At 56.2% G+C, this 17,410-nt stretch carries 13 protein-coding genes; 4 read left to right on the top strand and 9 right to left on the bottom strand.

Annotated features, from left to right (window positions below; translation table 11 throughout):
• Nucleotides 1-448: 448 nt before the first annotated feature.
• The 3 genes from kefF to folA all read left to right on the top strand — a co-directional run bounded on the left by kefF (nt 449) and on the right by folA (nt 3,431).
• On the top strand, nt 449-979 hold the full coding sequence (gene kefF, locus C3F35_RS08250) for a glutathione-regulated potassium-efflux system oxidoreductase KefF (RefSeq protein ID WP_032616468.1): 531 nt from the start codon (nt 449-451) through the stop codon (nt 977-979).
• The gene (gene kefC / locus C3F35_RS08245) at nt 972-2,837 is read left to right on the top strand and encodes a glutathione-regulated potassium-efflux system protein KefC (RefSeq protein ID WP_032616469.1); all 1,866 of its coding nucleotides are present in this window, start codon (nt 972-974) and stop codon (nt 2,835-2,837) included. The genes kefF and kefC overlap by 8 nt, the downstream gene beginning before the upstream one ends.
• A 114-nt stretch (nt 2,838-2,951) precedes the next feature.
• Entirely contained in the window at nt 2,952-3,431 is a 480-nt protein-coding gene (folA, locus tag C3F35_RS08235; RefSeq protein ID WP_032616470.1) for a type 3 dihydrofolate reductase, read from the top strand.
• Between the two features lie 43 nt (nt 3,432-3,474).
• Here the strand turns inward: folA and apaH are convergent, their stop codons facing one another.
• Genes apaH through lptD form a run of 6 tightly spaced genes read right to left on the bottom strand, consistent with a single transcriptional unit; the run spans nt 3,475 to nt 10,199 of the window.
• The gene (gene apaH / locus C3F35_RS08230) at nt 3,475-4,323 is read right to left on the bottom strand and encodes a bis(5'-nucleosyl)-tetraphosphatase (symmetrical) ApaH (protein WP_077227138.1); all 849 of its coding nucleotides are present in this window, start codon (nt 4,321-4,323) and stop codon (nt 3,475-3,477) included.
• Nucleotides 4,324-4,325: 2 nt separating this feature from the next.
• Nucleotides 4,326-4,703, bottom strand: a complete 378-nt coding sequence (gene apaG / locus C3F35_RS08225) for a Co2+/Mg2+ efflux protein ApaG (RefSeq protein WP_103792722.1) — start codon at nt 4,701-4,703, stop codon at nt 4,326-4,328.
• 3 nt (nt 4,704-4,706) lie between these two features.
• Nucleotides 4,707-5,528, bottom strand: a complete 822-nt coding sequence (gene rsmA, locus C3F35_RS08220; protein ID WP_077227139.1) for a 16S rRNA (adenine(1518)-N(6)/adenine(1519)-N(6))-dimethyltransferase RsmA — start codon at nt 5,526-5,528, stop codon at nt 4,707-4,709.
• Nucleotides 5,525-6,511 (bottom strand): 4-hydroxythreonine-4-phosphate dehydrogenase PdxA, encoded by a 987-nt coding sequence (gene pdxA / locus C3F35_RS08215; protein ID WP_032616475.1) that lies wholly within the window; start codon nt 6,509-6,511, stop codon nt 5,525-5,527. The genes rsmA and pdxA overlap by 4 nt, the downstream gene beginning before the upstream one ends.
• A complete protein-coding gene (surA, locus tag C3F35_RS08210) occupies nt 6,511-7,797 on the bottom strand; it encodes a peptidylprolyl isomerase SurA (RefSeq protein WP_059308746.1) in 1,287 nt (428 codons plus the stop codon). The genes pdxA and surA overlap by 1 nt, the downstream gene beginning before the upstream one ends.
• Nucleotides 7,798-7,850: 53 nt before the next feature.
• On the bottom strand, nt 7,851-10,199 hold the full coding sequence (lptD, locus tag C3F35_RS08205; RefSeq protein WP_103792723.1) for an LPS assembly protein LptD: 2,349 nt from the start codon (nt 10,197-10,199) through the stop codon (nt 7,851-7,853).
• 239 nt (nt 10,200-10,438) lie between these two features.
• Between lptD and djlA the strand changes: the two genes are divergently transcribed.
• Nucleotides 10,439-11,257, top strand: coding sequence for a co-chaperone DjlA (gene djlA, locus C3F35_RS08200; RefSeq protein WP_103792724.1), 819 nt, complete (start codon nt 10,439-10,441; stop codon nt 11,255-11,257).
• A gap of 40 nt (nt 11,258-11,297) precedes the next feature.
• Here djlA and rluA read toward each other — a convergent pair whose 3' ends face one another.
• From rluA to polB, 3 genes are all read right to left on the bottom strand, one after another.
• Complete coding sequence (gene rluA / locus C3F35_RS08195; RefSeq protein WP_032616479.1) at nt 11,298-11,957, bottom strand: bifunctional tRNA pseudouridine(32) synthase/23S rRNA pseudouridine(746) synthase RluA; 660 nt, start codon at nt 11,955-11,957, stop codon at nt 11,298-11,300.
• 12 nt (nt 11,958-11,969) lie between these two features.
• Nucleotides 11,970-14,876 carry an RNA polymerase-associated protein RapA gene (gene rapA / locus C3F35_RS08190; protein ID WP_103792725.1) on the bottom strand — a complete coding sequence of 969 codons (2,907 nt, stop codon included), beginning with the start codon at nt 14,874-14,876 and terminating at the stop codon, nt 11,970-11,972.
• A 129-nt stretch (nt 14,877-15,005) separates the two neighbouring features.
• Nucleotides 15,006-17,363 carry a DNA polymerase II gene (polB, locus tag C3F35_RS08185; protein ID WP_103792726.1) on the bottom strand — a complete coding sequence of 786 codons (2,358 nt, stop codon included), beginning with the start codon at nt 17,361-17,363 and terminating at the stop codon, nt 15,006-15,008.
• Between the last annotated feature and the right edge of the window lie 47 nt (nt 17,364-17,410).

Genomic DNA, 17,410 nt, shown 5'->3' with positions numbered 1-17,410 from the left:
AAAGCAGGGAATATTCTGCTCATCGATTTTGTTATTTTATTTAATTGCGGGGTTTTTCTTTTCATTGCCACGTCCATTTGTGATTAAAAATGAATGGATATTTTAATGGCGATAAAAATTATTGTAAATATATGTTTTTACAGGTTAATTTGAGGGGTTGAAATTTAAATTATTCATTTTAAAATCAATTCTGTATATCAGTTTATTTTAAATTTTCAATTAACCATGAGTTAAATGCTTCATATTTCTTATTGTTAACAATTAATCGATCTGTGATTATAATATTATATCTTCTGATGATTTATTATTTGCGATATATATCTTTTGCCGCGACGGGATTTGCCAATCCTTGCGGTTAAGCCTGGCACAGGCGCAGACCCCTTCAAACGCCCGCCGTTCCTGTCTACACTGACTGCTACAACAAGAAAGCAGTTCAACCAGGTTAATCATGATACTCATTATTTACGCCCATCCTTATCCGCATCATTCCCATGCGAACAAACGGATGCTTGATCAAGTCAAGACGCTGGAGGGCGTAGAGATCCGTTCGCTCTACCAGCTCTACCCCGATTTCAATATAGATATCGCTGCCGAACAGGAAGCGATCGCCAGGGCCGATTTGATTGTCTGGCAACACCCGATGCAGTGGTACAGCACACCCCCGTTGCTGAAACTGTGGATCGACAAAGTGTTCTCGCATGGCTGGGCATATGGTCATAACGGCAATGCGCTCAGGGGGAAAAGTCTGCTGTGGGCCGTGACCACCGGTGGCGGTGAAAGCCATTTTGACATCGGATCCTTCCCCGGCTTTGAGGTACTGGCGCAACCGCTACAGGCAACGGCGCTGTATTGCGGCCTGAATTGGCTCCCGCCGTTTGCCATGCACTGCACCTTCGTCTGTGACGACGAAACGCTCCAGGCGCAGGCGCGCCACTATAAACAACGTTTACTCGACTGGCAGGAGACGCACCATGGATAGCCATACGCTGATTCAGGCGCTGATCTATTTAGGCGCTGCGGCTTTGATTGTGCCGGTTGCGGTACGCCTCGGGTTAGGATCAGTACTGGGGTATCTGATTGCCGGCTGCGTGATTGGGCCGTGGGGATTCCGGCTGGTTACTGACGCCGAGTCGATTCTGCACTTTGCCGAAATCGGCGTGGTGCTGATGCTGTTTGTCATCGGCCTTGAGCTGGATCCGCGTCGTCTGTGGAAGCTGCGCGCGTCGGTGTTTGGCGGCGGGGCATTGCAGATGCTGGCCTGCGGTCTACTGCTGGGCGGATTCTGTATCCTGCTGGGCATGGACTGGAAGGTGGCAGGGCTGATCGGCATGACGCTGGCGCTCTCCTCCACGGCCATCGCCATGCAGGCCATGAACGAACGTAACCTGACGGTTTCCCGGATGGGGCGCAGCGCCTTCTCGGTGCTGCTGTTCCAGGATATCGCGGCTATTCCGCTGGTGGCGATGATCCCGCTGCTGGCTGTATCCGGGGCGTCGACCACGCTTGGCGCTTTTGCGCTGTCGGCATTAAAGGTCGTCGGAGCGCTGACCCTGGTCGTCCTGCTCGGGCGGTACGTCAGCCGACCGCTGCTGCGCTTTGTCGCCCGTTCCGGCCTGCGGGAAGTGTTCAGTGCCGTGGCCTTATTCCTGGTCTTCGGCTTTGGCCTGATGCTGGAAGAGGCGGGGCTGTCCATGGCGATGGGGGCGTTTCTGGCGGGCGTTCTGCTGGCGAGTTCGGAATATCGTCACGCGCTGGAAAGCGATATCGAGCCGTTTAAAGGGCTGCTGCTGGGGCTGTTTTTCATCGGCGTGGGGATGTCAGTCGACTTCGGAACGCTAGTGACGCATCCGCTGCGCATTGCCATCCTGCTGGTAGGTTTCCTGGTCATTAAAATGACGATGCTCTGGCTGGTGGCTCGTCCGCTAAAGGTGCCCGGAAAACAGCGCCGTTGGTTTGCCGTGCTGCTGGGGCAGGGGAGTGAATTCGCATTTGTGGTCTTTGGCGCAGCCAATATGGCAAACGTGCTCGATCCAGAATGGGCCAAGGCGCTGACGCTGGCGGTCGCGCTCTCAATGGCGGTCACGCCACTGCTGCTGGTTGTGTTGACCCGTCTGGAAGCGGCCGACAGCGGTCAGGAGCGTGAGGCAGATGAAATTGACGAGGAACAGCCGCGGGTGATCATTGCCGGGTTTGGTCGCTTCGGCCAGATCACCGGCCGTTTGTTGCTCTCCAGTGGCGTTAAGATGGTTATCCTCGATCACGATCCCGATCATATTGAAACCCTGCGTAAATTCGACATGAAGGTTTTTTACGGTGATGCCACGCGCGTGGATCTGCTGGAGTCTGCCGGAGCGCACAAAGCCGAAGTGTTGATCAACGCGATAGACGATCCGAAAAATAGCCTGCAGCTGGTCGAGCTGGCGAAGACCCATTTCCCGCACCTGAAAATTATCTCCCGGGCGCGTGATATCGAGCATTACATCAAACTGCGTCAGGCAGGTGTCGATGCGCCGGAGCGTGAAACCTTTGAAGGGGCGCTGAAATCGGGTCGGCTGGCGCTGGAGAGTCTCGGACTCGGGGCATATGAAGCCCGGGAGCGAGCCGATCTGTTCCGCCGGTTTAATACTGAGATGGTCGAAGAGATGGCTGAAATGGCCGAGAATGATGCGAAGTCACGCGCGGCGGTGGTTAAACGTACCAGCGCTATGCTGATGGATATCATCAATGAAGATCGCAATCATCTCTCGCTGACGCAGCGTCACGGCTGGCAAGGAACGGAAGAGGGTAAGCATACCGGCGATCCGGGAGACGAGCCGGAAAGTAAACCACTGGCGTGAAGAGGGGTTGCCAGCAAATATAAAAAATTTCCTGTTCTTTACTCTGCCGCCAGTCGACGAAAGATTAAGCTTTCCGTATAGTGGCGGCAATTTTTTGCATCCGGGAAATAATCAATGATCAGTCTGATTGCGGCGCTTGCGGTAGATCGCGTGATCGGTATGGAAAATGCCATGCCGTGGAATCTGCCTGCCGATCTCGCGTGGTTTAAACGCACTACGTTGAACAAGCCGGTAGTAATGGGTCGCCTGACCTGGGAGTCAATCGGGCGTCCATTGCCGGGCCGTAAAAACATCGTTATAAGCAGCCAGCCCGGCACGGATGATCGTGTTGAGTGGGTCAAATCCGTTGACGAAGCCATTGCTGCCTGCGGTGATGCCGAAGAGGTAATGGTGATTGGTGGAGGCCGTGTGTATGAGCAATTCCTGCCGAAAGCGCAGAAATTATATCTGACACACATTGATGCTGAAGTGGAAGGGGATACCCATTTCCCGGACTACGATCCTGACGAGTGGGAATCGGTATTCAGCGAATTCCACGACGCGGATGCGCAAAATTCGCACAGCTATTGCTTCGAGATCCTTGAACGCCGCTAATGTTTTACTGCACCTTTCCCCACGGGAGAGGTGCAGCTCTCTGCTACGACGCTACCGCTTCATTCTCGCCTAAATCCAGATGCCGGTTCGACGGCTGAACAAAGTACGCTTTATCTTCCCAGCGCAGGCAGGTGAGTTCTCCACCCCAGCAGCAGCCGGTATCCAGCCCGTAAATACCCTCAGGCGTGCCTTTGCCCTCCAGCGACGCCCAGTGACCAAAGATCACGTTGTAATGGTCCGTCACCGGGCCGGGGATCGCAAACCAGGGTTTGAGCGGGGTCGGTGCGTTTTCCGGCACATCCTTGCAGTACATGTCCAACTGACCGTTCGGGAAACAGTAGCGCATGCGGGTGAAGGCGTTGGTGATAAAACGCAGGCGTGCTACGCCGCTAAGCTCCATACTCCAGTTGTTGGGCATGTCGCCATACATGGCATCAAGGAAGAAGGGGTAAGAATCGCTGGAGAGCACAGCTTCGACGTCGCGCGCGCACTCTTTCGCGGTTTGCAGATCCCACTGCGGGGTAATACCCGCGTGCGCCATTACCAGCTGCTTCTCTTCATCGACCTGTAGCAGTGGCTGGCGACGCAGCCAGTTAATTAAGTCATCGGCGTCAGGTGCATCCAACAGCGGGTTGAGCCGGTCTTTCGGTTTATTACGGCTGATCCCGGCGTAAACCGCCAGCAGATGCAGATCGTGATTGCCAAGGACGAGCCGCACGCTGTCACCCAGCGATTTCACATAACGCAGCACTTCCAGCGAGCCAGGCCCGCGCGCAACGAGATCGCCGGTGAGCCATAGTGTGTCCGTACCCGGCGTAAACTCCACCTGCTTTAATAATGCGATCAGTTCATCGTAGCAACCATGAACGTCACCAATGAGATATGTAGACATGTTTAGTGAATGAGTGTTGGAACAGCCAGACGGAAAACAGGAATGGCAACGCGGAATGCGTTGCCGTCGGCATCGACCATTTCATAATGGCCCTGCATGGTACCCAGCGGTGTTTCGATTACCGCACCGCTGGTGTACTGATACTCTTCGCCGGGATCAATGTGCGGTTGTTCACCCACCACGCCTTCGCCCTGCACTTCAATTTCACGACCGTTGCCGTTGGTGATAAGCCAGTAACGCCCAAGCAGTTGCACAGGCGTCCGCCCCAGGTTGCGAATGGTGACCGTATAAGCAAAGACAAAGCGCTCTTCATCCGGGGTGGACTGTGACTCAATATAGATGCTTTGTACGTGAACACATACGCGGGGCAAATCAATCATGGCTTAGCTCTCCTTCGGCGGCGCATTTTCGCTGATGTAATTAGCCAGCTTGCAGTACTGTTCTACAGAGATGTTCTCTGCACGCATTGCCGGATCAATACCCAGCTCAGCCAACACTTCAACGGTAAACGTATTGCCAAGGCTGTTACGAATCGTTTTACGACGCTGGTTAAAGGCTTCAGTAGTAATACGGCTCAGGACACGCAGCTCTTTGACCGGGTACGGCTTGGTTTTATGCGGCACAAGGCGTACAACCGCAGAATCCACTTTTGGCGGCGGCGTGAACGCGGATGGCGGCACTTCGAGTACCGGGATCACGTTGCAGAAATATTGCGCCATCACGCTTAAACGACCATACGCTTTACTGTTTGGCCCTGCAACCAGTCGGTTAACGACCTCTTTTTGCAACATGAAGTGCATGTCGGCAATGGCATCAGTATAGCTAAACAGGTGGAACATCAGCGGCGTGGAGATGTTATACGGCAGGTTGCCGAACACGCGCAGCGGCTGACCAAGCTTCTCCGACAGTTCACCGAAGTTCATGGTCATGGCATCTTGCTGATAAATAGTCAGTTTCGGCCCAAGGAACGGGTGCGTCTGCAGACGGGCTGCCAGATCGCGGTCCAGTTCGATGACGGTCAGTTCATCCAGACGCTCGCCAACCGGCTCGGTCAGTGCGGCCAGACCCGGGCCGATCTCGACCATCGCCTGGCCTTTTTGTGGATTGATAGCCGAAACAATACTTTCGATCACGAACTGATCGTTGAGGAAGTTTTGCCCGAAACGTTTACGGGCTAAATGGCCCTGGTGGACGCGATTATTCATTGAGTATTAACAATCATTTTGATGGCGAGATTAAGCGCCGTAATAAAACTGCCGACATCTGCTTTTCCCTGGCCCGCTAAGTCAAGCGCAGTGCCATGGTCAACAGAAGTGCGAATAAAGGGTAAACCGAGGGTGATATTCACGCCGCGGCCAAATCCCTGGTATTTTAGCACGGGAAGGCCCTGATCGTGGTACATCGCCAGCACGGCATCTGCATGATCGAGATATTTTGGTTGAAACAGGGTATCCGCAGGCAGCGGCCCGCTGAGATTCATCCCCTGGGCACGCATCTCGTCCAGCACCGGAATAATGGTGTCGATCTCTTCCGTGCCCATATGGCCGCCTTCGCCCGCGTGCGGGTTCAGGCCACACACCAGTACGTGCGGATCGGCGATACCGAATTTGGTGCGTAAATCATGGTGCAGAATGGCAATCACCTCGCGCAGCAGGTCCGGCGTAATGGCATCGGAAACCGCTTTGATCGGCAGATGCGTGGTCGCCAGCGCAACGCGCAGCTCCTCGGTAGCCAGCATCATCACCACTTTTGCGCTGTGCGAGCGCGCTTCAAAAAACTCGGTATGGCCGGTAAAAGCCACCCCCGCATCATTAATCACCCCTTTATGCACCGGCCCGGTGATCAGCGCGGCAAATTCGCCGCTCAGGCAGCCATCACAGGCGCGTGCCAGCGTTTCCACCACATAATGACCGTTTTCGGTACTGAGTTGTCCGGGAACAACGGGGGTACGCAGCGGGACAGGCAACAGCGTCAGGGTGCCCGCTTGCTGGGGGAGAGGCGCATTTTCTGCCTGATACGGCAGGAGCGTCAGCGGCAGATTAAGGGTTTTTGCCCGCGCCTCAAGCACGCTGGCATCGGCGCAAATCACCAGTTCGACCGGCCAGCTGCGCTGGGCAAGCTGGACGACCAAATCGGGACCAATCCCGGCAGGTTCGCCGGGAGTGATAACAACACGATGGTGTTTCATTAGTTGCTCAGAACTTTGACGTAAGCGCTGGCGCGTTGTTCCTGCATCCAGGTTGCCGCTTCTTCAGAGAACTTACGGTTGAACAGCATGCGGTACGCACGGTCTTTCTGGGCTGCGTCGGTTTTATCCACGTTACGGGTGTCCAGCAGCTCAATCAAGTGCCAACCGAAGGTGGAGTGAACCGGTTCGCTCAGCTGACCTTTGGTCATTCGCATCAGCGCATCGCGGAAAGCGGGATCATAAATATCCGCTGCCGCCCAGCCCAGATCGCCGCCCTGATTTGCAGAGCCTGGATCCTGAGAGAACTCTTTCGCGGCGTTAGCGAAGGAGGTTTTACCGCTGCGGATATCGGCAGCAATCTGCTGCAGCTTAGCCCGCGCCTGATCGTCATTCATCAGTGGGGATGGCTTGAGCAGAATGTGACGGGCATGCACTTCGGTGACGGAGATGCTCTTGCTTTGGCCGCGCAGGTCGTTCACTTTCAGAATGTGGAAGCCAACGCCGGAACGGATTGGACCGATGATATCGCCTTTCTTCGCCGTGCTCAGCGCCTGAGCGAAGATAGACGGCAGTTCCTGAATACGACCCCAGCCCATCTGGCCGCCTTTCAGTGCCTGCTGGTCAGCCGAGTAGGTGATCGCCAGTTTGCCGAAATCACCACCATTACGCGCCTGATCGACGATTGAACGTGCCTGGCTTTCCGCCTCAGCAACCTGGTCGGAAGACGGGTTTTCTGGCAGCGGGATCAGGATGTGGCTCAGGTTCAGCTCGGTGCTGGCATCATTCTGGTTACCCACCTGTTTTGCCAGCGCGTCCACTTCCTGCGGCAGAATGGTCACACGACGACGCACTTCGTTGTTACGCACTTCTGAAATCAGCATCTCTTTACGGATCTGATTACGGTAGGTCGAATAGCTGATGCCGTCATAGGCCAGACGGCTGCGCATCTGGTCGGCTGACATGTTGTTTTGCTTCGCAATGTTAGCGATAGCCTGATCGAGCTGCTCATCAGAGATCTTCACACCCATCTTCTGGCCCATCTGCAGAACGATCTGATCCATGATCAGACGTTCAAGGATCTGATGACGCAGTGTGGAATCATCCGGAAGTTGCTGACCTGCCTGACCCGCGTTGAGCTTCACAGACTGCATTAAACCATCAACGTCGCTCTCAAGTACCACACCGTTGTTCACAACGGCAGCGACTTTGTCGACAACCTGTGGGGCCGCGAAGCTGGTATTCGCGACCATAGCGATACCGAGCAGCAGCGTTTTCCAGTTCTTCATACTTTTTCCATATCAATTAACCGCAATGCGGATTACGTTGTAAATCAAGCACATTATAAGGAACTACGGTACGGCAGAATCGGTGAGCGCAGCATCTGCTGAGTGCCCAGGCCATAGTTGGAACTCAGGCCACGCAATTCGATGTTAAAGCCGATGACGTTATCGTACTCGCTCTGACCTTTGTCAGGATCCCAGCCATTCAGCTTACGCTCGTACCCGACGCGGATCGCGTAGCAGCAGGAGCTGTACTGCACACCCAGCATCTGATCGGCCGACTTACTCTGATTGGTATCAAAGTAATACGCCCCGACGATTGACCAGCGATCGGCAATCGGCCAGCTGGCGGTCCCCCCCACCTGCGAAATGCCCTCTTTGTACTGATCCGCCGTCGAGAAGTTAGGCAGCGTTGCCTGGATATATTCCGGGCTGGCGTAACGGTAGCTAAGCTGAACCATGCGATCTTCGTCACGGCGATACTCAATGGCGGCATTGCTGGTAGCAACGTTATCCAGACGCGTATCGTACTGCAGACCGCCACGCAGTCCCCAGCGATCGGTCATGCGCCAGTAGGTATCGCCCGCCCAGACCAGTGAACCCGTTTTGTTGTTTTTCTCCCAGTTGATGTTGTCATCGCCGGTACGCGATTCTGTGAAGTAGTAGATTTGACCCACAGAAGCATTAAAACGTTCAACGGAAGCATCATCATATACGCGGGTTGTGACGCCGGTCGTCACCTGGTTGGCCGAGGCAATACGGTCCAGACCGCCGTAGGTACGGTCGCGGAACAGACCGCTATAGTCGGATTGCAGTAATGAAGAGTCGTAGTTGTTGATTTTGCTCTGATCGCGATACGGCACGTACAGGTACTGCGCGCGCGGCTCCAGGGTCTGGGTATACCCCTCGCTCCAGTTCATGTCACGCTCGAAGACCAGCTTGCCGTCCATTTTAAACTGCGGCAGCGTACGGTTAACGGTCTCTTCCAGATGAGTACCGTTAGTGGCGTTGTACGTTTCCAGATTATCCTGCTGATAGTGGGTTGCCATCAGCTTCACTTCGGTATCCAGGCTTGCCCAGTCGTTAGATACCGGCAGGTTGATCGTCGGCTCAAGGTGAATACGGGTGGCTTCTGGCATATCCGAATTGGTATTCACGAAATGCACGGCCTGGCCGTAGATACGAGTATCAAACGGGCCGACATCATTCTGGTACCAGTTGACGTCCAGCTGCGGTTCAGCCCCGTAGGCGCTGGCGTTCTGACTGCTGAACACCTGGAACTGACGGGACGACACGGTGGCGTCAAAGTTTTTCACCGCGTAGCCTGCACTAAAGATCTGCGTGGCATAACCGTCGGTACTGGAACCGTATTTTGACGTAAAATCGTTGAAATAGTACGGATCGCTGACTTTGGTATAGTTGACGTTAAAACGCCATACCTGATCCATTACCCCAGCATGTTGCCAGTAGTATAACCAGCGGTGGCGATCGCCCTCGGTGGGGTGCTCGTCTTCAAAGACTTTATCCGATGGCAGATAGTCCAGCTCCATCAGACCTTCACCCGCGTGCGTCAGATAACGGAACTCGTTTTCCCACATGATGTTGCCGCGCTTGTGGATATAGTGCGGCGTGATCGTGGCGTCCATATTGGGCGCGATATTCCAGTAGTACGGCAGGTAGAATTCGAAATAGTTGTTGGTGCTGTACTTAGCGTTCGGGATCAGGAAGCCTGAACGACGTTTGTCGCCCACGGGCAGCTGCAGATACGGGCTATAGAAGACCGGTACCGGACCGAGCTTAAAGCGGGCGTTCCAGATCTCCGCAACCTGCTCTTCGCGGTCGTGGATCACTTCGCTACCGACCACGCTCCAGGTATCAGAGCCCGGCAGACAGGAGGTAAAGGTCCCGTTTTCAAGAATGGTATAGCGGTTTTCACCGCGCTGTTTCATCAGGTCGGCTTTACCGCGCCCCTGACGGCCCGCCATCTGATAGTCACCTTCCCAGACGTTGGTATCTTTGGTATTCAGGTTCGACCAGGCTTTCGGACCTTTCAGGATGACCTGATTATCGTCATAGTGCACATTACCCAGCGCATCCACGGTTCGTACTGGTTCTGCCGCGCCTTCTGGCTGTTTCTGGTGCAACTGAACTTCATCGGCCTGCAAACGGCTGTTGCCCTGGTTAATATCCACATTGCCGCTAAACACGGCGTCGTCAGGATAATTCCCTTTTGCATTGTCAGCCGTGATGGTGACCGGTAGCGTGTTCGTATCACCCTGTACCAGCGGGCGATCATAGCTGGGCACACCCAGCTTACATTGCGAGGCGAGATCGGCTGCGAGACCCTGTTGACTGTACAAAGCACTCGCTATCATCGTGGCCAGAAGGGTGGGGATACGTTTTTTCATACGTTTTATTTATTGTTCCGTCATCAGTGGCTTATCGCTGGCAAACGGTCAGAGACTATCTTACTCATCATCACAGTGCCAGCGTTAATCCTGCCCGTAAACAAGCCGTGGTGATAGGCTCGTTATTGAATGACGAGTATGATAATGCAAATTATAGGCGATGTCCTTCAATTGACCGTGGCCCGGCCACCGGAATGATGGCGTTCGCGGGATCAAATACATCACCATTTGGGGAGTATATGCAGTATTGGGGAAAAATTATCGGCGTAGCGTTCGCTTTACTGATGGGCGCGGGCTTCTGGGGTATCGTTCTGGGCCTGATTATCGGCCATATGTTTGATAAAGCTCGAAGTCGTAAGATGGCCTGGTTTGCCAACCAGCGTGAACGTCAGGCACTTTTTTTTGCGACGACGTTTGAGGTCATGGGGCATCTGACCAAATCGAAAGGGCGGGTGACCGAGGCCGACATCCATATTGCCAGCCTGTTTATGGACCGTATGAACTTGCACGGCGACTCCCGGGCGGCGGCACAACACGCATTTCGTATCGGCAAGGCGGATAACTATCCCCTGCGTGAAAAAATGCGTCAGTTTCGCAGTATTTGCTTTGGGCGCTTCGATTTAATTCGGATGTTTCTGGAGATCCAGATCCAGGCGGCGTTCGCCGACGGCTCGCTTCACCCGAACGAACGTGCAGTGCTGTATGTGATTGCTGAAGAGCTGGGGATCTCCCGCACGCAGTTTGATCAGTTCCTGCGCATGATGCAGGGCGGCGCGCAGTTTGGCGACGGCTATCAACAGCAGCAGGCGGGCGGTGGTGGCTGGCAGCAGACACAGCGCGGGCCTACCCTGGAAGATGCCTGTAACGTGCTGGGCGTGAAGCCCACCGATGAGCCAACGACCATTAAGCGCGCCTATCGCAAGCTGATGAGCGAGCATCACCCTGACAAGCTGGTGGCAAAAGGTTTACCGCCGGAAATGATGGAGATGGCGAAGCAAAAAGCGCAGGAAATTCAAAAGGCGTACGAACTCATCAAAGAGCAGAAGGGCTTTAAGTAAGGCTATAGGCCCGGCAAGCGTAGCGCCGCCGGGCAAGACATCAGAAATCCGCCGGGGCCTTAAAGGTCATCGGCGTACCGTATTCCGGGTGGGTGATGGTCAGCATCTCTGCATGCAGCTGCAGCCGTGGCGCCATGGCCCGGGCTTCTGGCGTGGCATAGAAGCGGTCACCCAGAATAGGATGACCCAGTGCCAGCATATGCACACGCAGCTGGTGCGAGCGGCCGGTAATCGGTTTTAACAGCACGCGAGCGCTGTTATCCGCCGCGTACTCCAGAACTTCATACTCGGTTTGCGCCGCTTTGCCGGTCTCGTAGCAGACCTTCTGCATCGGACGATTCGGCCAGTCGCAGATCAGCGGCAGGTCAATCAGCCCTTCCGCCGGTTTTGGATGTCCCCAGACGCGCGCAAGGTACTGCTTCTTCGGCTCGCGCTCACGAAACTGCCGCTTCAGTTCACGCTCTGCCGCCTTGGTCAGCGCGACCACAATCACACCGCTGGTGGCCATGTCCAGACGATGCACAGACTCTGCCTGCGGATAGTCGCGTTGAACGCGCGTCATCACGCTGTCTTTGTGATCGTCCAGCCTGCCCGGTACGGACAACAAGCCGCTCGGCTTGTTGACCACCATAATGTGCTCATCCTGATACAGAATGACCAGCCACGGATCCTGCGGCGGATTGTAGGGTTCCATCAACATTTTGCGCTCCGCTTACTGATGCGTCACAACGATGAGACGCAGCGCATCCAGACGCCATCCCGCCTGATTCAGGCTTTCGAGCACCTGCTGACGATTGCTCTCAATCGCCGCCAGTTCATCGTCACGAATGTTCGGATTGACCGCGCGCAGGGCTTCCAGACGCGACAGCTCCGCCGACAGTTTTTCATCCGCTTCGCTGCGTGCCGCGTCAATCAATGCTCGCGCCGCTTTCTCGATCTGCAGCTCACCCTGCTGCAGGATGGTATAGACGTCCTGCTGCACCGCGTTCACCAGCTTGCTGCCGGTGTGGCGGTTCACCGCACTCAGTTGACGGTTAAAGCTCTCAAACTCCACCTGCGCCGCCAGGTTGGTGCCGTTCTTATCCAGCAGCAGACGCACCGGCGTGGCTGGCAGGAAGCGGCTGAGCTGCAGCTGTTTCGGTGCCTGGGCTTCAACCACGTAGATCAGCTCCAGCAGCAGTGTCCCCACCGGCAGCGCCTTGTTCTTCAGCAGCGAAATGGTACTGCTACCGGTATCGCCGGAGAGGATCAGATCCAGACCGTTACGGATCAGCGGATGCTCCCAGGTGATGAACTGGGCATCCTCGCGGGAGAGTGCCACATCACGTTCAAAGGTGATGGTGCAGCCATCTTCCGGCAGGCCCGGGAAATCCGGGACCAGCATATGATCGGACGGCGTCAGCACAATCATGTTCTCGCCGCGATCGTCCTGGTTGATACCGACGATATCAAACAGGTTCATGGCGAAGCTGATCAGGCTGGTATCGTCATCCTGCTCTTCGATGCTCTCGGCCAGCGCCTGGGCCTTTTCGCCACCGTTGGAGTGGATCTCCAGCAGACGGTCACGGCCCTGTTCCAGCTGCGCTTTCAGGGCTTCATGCTGCTCGCGGCAGGTTTTGATCAGATCGTCGAAACCGTCCGTGTTTTCCGGTGCCGCCAGATACCCGGTCAGCTCGCTGTGCACGTTGTCGTAAATAGTACGTCCGGTCGGGCAGGTATGTTCAAACGCATCCAGTCCTTCGTGGAACCAGCGCACCAGTACTGACTGGGCGGTTTTTTCCAGATACGGGACGTGGATCTGAATGTCGTGTGCCTGGCCAATACGATCCAGACGGCCGATACGCTGCTCCAGCAGATCCGGGTTGAAGGGGAGATCAAACATCACCAGACGGCTGGCGAACTGGAAGTTGCGCCCTTCGGAGCCGATTTCGGAGCAGAGCAGCACCTGTGCGCCGCTGTCCTCTTCGGAGAACCACGCCGCCGCACGGTCACGTTCAATAATGGACATGCCTTCATGGAACACTGCCGCGCGGATACCTTCCCGCTCGCGCAGAACCTGCTCAAGCTGGAGCGCAGTGGTCGCTTTGGCGCAGATCACCAGCACCTTCTGCGAGCGGTTGGCGGTCAGATAGCCCATCAGCCACTCAACGCGGGGATCGAAGTTCCACCAGGTGCCACTGTCGCCTTCAAATTCCTGATAAATCTGTTCCGGGTAAAGCATGTCCCGGGCACGCTCTTCTGCTGTTTTGCGCGCACCCATGATGCCTGACACCTTGATCGCCGTCTGGTACTGGGTCGGCAGCGGCAGGCGAATGGTATGCAGCTCGCGTTTAGGGAAGCCTTTCACCCCGTTACGGGTGTTACGGAACAGGACGCGGCTGGTGCCGTGGCGATCCATCAGCATGGAGACCAGCTCCTGACGCGCGGCTTCAGCACCCTCACGATCGCTGTTGGCGGCCTGTAGCAACGGCTCGATATCCTGTTCGCCAATCAGCTCGCCCAGGGTGTTCAGCTCCTCGTTGGAGAGGTGCTTGCCCGCCAGCAGCAGGGCAACGGCGTCGGCTACCGGGCGGTAATTGTTCTGCTCTTCGACAAAGAGCGCGAAGTCATGGAAGCGGTTTGGATCCAGCAGACGCAGACGCGCAAAGTGGCTCTCCAGACCCAGCTGTTCCGGGGTAGCGGTCAGCAGTAACACACCCGGTACGCGCTCGGCCAGCTGTTCAATCGCCATGTACTCACGGCTCGGCGCATCTTCGCTCCAGACCAGGTGATGGGCTTCGTCGACCACCATGATGTCCCACTCGGCGTCGCACAGATGCTCTAGGCGCTGTTTGCTACGGCGAACAAAGTCCAGGGAGCAGATCACCAGCTGTTCGGTTTCGAACGGGTTATCGGCATCGTGCTGGGCTTCGGCGTAGCGCTCATCGTCAAACAGGGAGAAACGCAGGTTAAAGCGGCGCAGCATCTCCACCAGCCATTGGTGTTGCAGGGTTTCCGGCACCACAATCAGCACGCGCTCGGCTGCGCCGGAGAGCAGCTGCTGATGCAAAATCATGCCCGCTTCGATGGTTTTACCTAACCCCACCTCATCGGCCAGCAGGACGCGCGGCGCATAGCGGCGGCCGACATCATGGGCAATGTTTAACTGATGGGGGATCAGGCTGGTACGCTGGCCGCGCAGGCCGCTCCACGGCATACGGTACTGTTCGCTCTGGAACTTACGCGCGCGGTAGCGCAGCGAGAAGCGATCCATACGGTCAATCTGACCGGCGAACAGGCGATCCTGTGGCTTGCTAAATACCAGTTTGCTGTCGAGCAGCACTTCGCGCAGCATGACATCGGCCTCTTCGGTATCGAGGCGAGTGCCGATATAGGCGAGCAGTCCATTCTCTTCTTTTACGTCTTCAATCTTCAGCTGCCAGCCCTCATGGCTGGTAACGGTGTCGCCCGGGTTGAACATCACGCGGGTAACAGGGGAATCATTGCGAGCATACAGACGGTTTTCACCGGTGGCGGGGAAAAGGAGAGTCACCATACGCGCATCCAGCGCAACCACAGTTCCTAACCCAAGTTCGCTTTCTGTGTCGCTGATCCAGCGTTGACCAAGTGTAAAAGGCATATTTGTTCGGCTCTAATCTTTAATTGCAGGCAATAGTTCAACCACCGATCATAAATGACGGCAATTGAATAATGGGTCCGGGAATGGAAAGGGCGCTATGGTACTGGATGGCAGCGATTTCGTCACCTGTCAAAATAGCCCCAACTGACCTGTCATCAGTGTAGCAAAGTCGTCGTCCATGAAAGGTAAAATTCCGTCTGCCACGGGCTGCAGTTGCCGTGTCAGGTAATGCTCATAGTCAAGCGGAGCGCGCTGATAATCCACGGGCTCCGGGCCGCTGGTGGTCCAGACATATTTGATTGTGCCGCGGTTCTGGTACTGCGGCGCCCGCCCAAGACGGACGTTCTCTTCATCGGCAAGCCGGGCGGCACGGACGTGCGGCGGCACGTTGCGCTGATACTCCGCCAGCGGGCGGCGCAGGCGTTTGCGGTACACCAGCTGGTCATCCAGTTCACCCGCCATCAGGCTGGCAATGGTCTCGCGTACAAACTCCTGATAAGGCTCGCGACGGAAGATTTTCAGATAAAGTGCCTGCTGGAAGTGCTGCGCCAGCGGGGTCCAGTCGGTACGGACTGTCTCCAGCCCTTTGAACACCATCCGCTGAGTTTCCCCCTCCTGGATAAGCCCGGCATAGCGCTTTTTACTGCCCTGATCGGTGCCCCGAATGGTGGGCATTAAAAAGCGGCAGAAGTGGGTCTCATACTCCAGTTCAAGGGCGCTGGTTAAGCCAGCCTGCTGCAGATGAGCCTGCCACCACTCATTAACGTACGCCACCAGCGACTGGCCGATGGCGGCCGCCTCGTGTTCGCTGTGCGCGCCCTTAAGCCAGACAAAGGTTGAATCGGTATCGCCATAAATCACGTCATAGCCCCGCGACTCTACCAACACTTTGGTCTGGCGCATGATTTCGTGGCCGCGCATGGTGATCGATGACGCCAGGCGCGGGTCGAAGAAGCGGCACGCGCTGGTGCCCAGCACGCCGTAAAAGGCATTCATGATGATCTTTAGCGCCTGGGAGAGAGGCTTGTTGCCGTGGCGTTTGGCCTCTTCGCGACCGTGCCAGATCTGGCTGACAATCTCCGGCAGGCAGTGTTTTTCCCGGGAAAAGCGCGCCCCGAGGAAGCCTTCAGTGCTGTGCTCATCATCCGGCTGCGCCAGGCCTTCCACCAGCCCGACCGGATCGATAAGAAAGGTACGGATGATCGACGGATAGAGGCTTTTGTAATCCAGCACCAGCACCGAGTCGTACAGGCCGGGGCGGGAGTCCATCACATAGCCGCCGGGGCTGGCCTGAGGCGGCACGTCACCCAGGTTCGGGGCTACATAGCCCGCCCGGTGCATGCGCGGAAAATAGAGGTGGCTGAAAGCGGCTACCGAGCCGCCGTGCCGGTCAACGGCAAGGCCATTGACCGTGGCGCGCTCCAGCAGGAACGGCATGATGTCGGTTTTGTGAAAAATGCGCGTGACCAGCTCGCAATCTTTCAGGTTATAGGTGGCCAGCGCCGGTTTATTTTCGGCGAAGCGGCGGTCGATCTCGTCCATCCTGTCCCACGGGTTGTCGATGGATTTGCCCTCGCCGAGCAGCTCCTGTGACACCGACTCCAGCGAAAACGACGGAAAACTCCAGAACGCCGATTTCAACGCCTCGATACCGTCGATAATCAGGCGTCCGTTCGCCTGGGCGAAGAAGACGCCGTTTTTAAAGCCGTGCTCGCGCCACTCCAGCTCGCTGTTCCCGCGCCCGAGCAACAGCGGAATGCGGTAGCGCTCGGCGTGCTTTTGCAGCACCCGCAGGTCAAACTGTACGACGTTCCAGCCGATGATCACGTCCGGGTCGTGCTGTGCAAACCACGCATTGAGCTTCTCGAGCAGTTGGGGACGGCTGTTCACGTAGATAAGATCAAAATCGAGCGTGGCGGCATCGCCATTTGCCGGGCCGAGCATATAGACAACACGCTGGCCACAGCCCTCAATGCCGATGCAGTACAGCTCGCCGTGGCGGGTGGTTTCAATATCCACCGACGCCCATTTCAGCGGCGGGCGATAGTGCGGGTTAGGCTTGAGGCGGGCATTGATCAGGCGATCGCCCAGAGGTGTACCGTCCACCCAGACCGGGGCGGTAATAAAGCGCTCCATCAGAAAGCGTTCCGGGGGGCGAACATCGGCTTCATACAGGGTCACGCCTGCTTCGCGCAGCAGTTTTTCATAACGCATCAGCTGGCGATGGGCGCGGCAGTAAAGACCGTAGACCGGACGACGCTGGAAATCTTTCAGTTCAAGGGGCGTCAGGCGCCAGCCGCTTTCATCGCGCAGCAGCTGTCGGGTCTTTTCGACGTCTGGCTCAGGGATAAAGGCAACGGACTCCTGCGGCGGCAGGGTGATGTGCAGCGGGCCATTGTCAGTCGCCAGCCAGAATTCCACTTCGGTACCCTGTGGGGTATCCCGCCAGTGTCGGGTCAGTAAAAAGCCTTGTTGCGCCTGCGCCACGCCGTTTTCTCATAAAACAAAACCAGGCGTGAGTATAGCCTGGTTGC

The organism is Leclercia sp. LSNIH3, assembly GCF_002935105.1.
GTDB classification, from domain to species: domain Bacteria; phylum Pseudomonadota; class Gammaproteobacteria; order Enterobacterales; family Enterobacteriaceae; genus Enterobacter; species Enterobacter adecarboxylatus.
The sequence above is the reverse complement of the archived record's forward strand: the minus strand, read 5'-3'. Positions and strand labels throughout refer to the sequence as shown.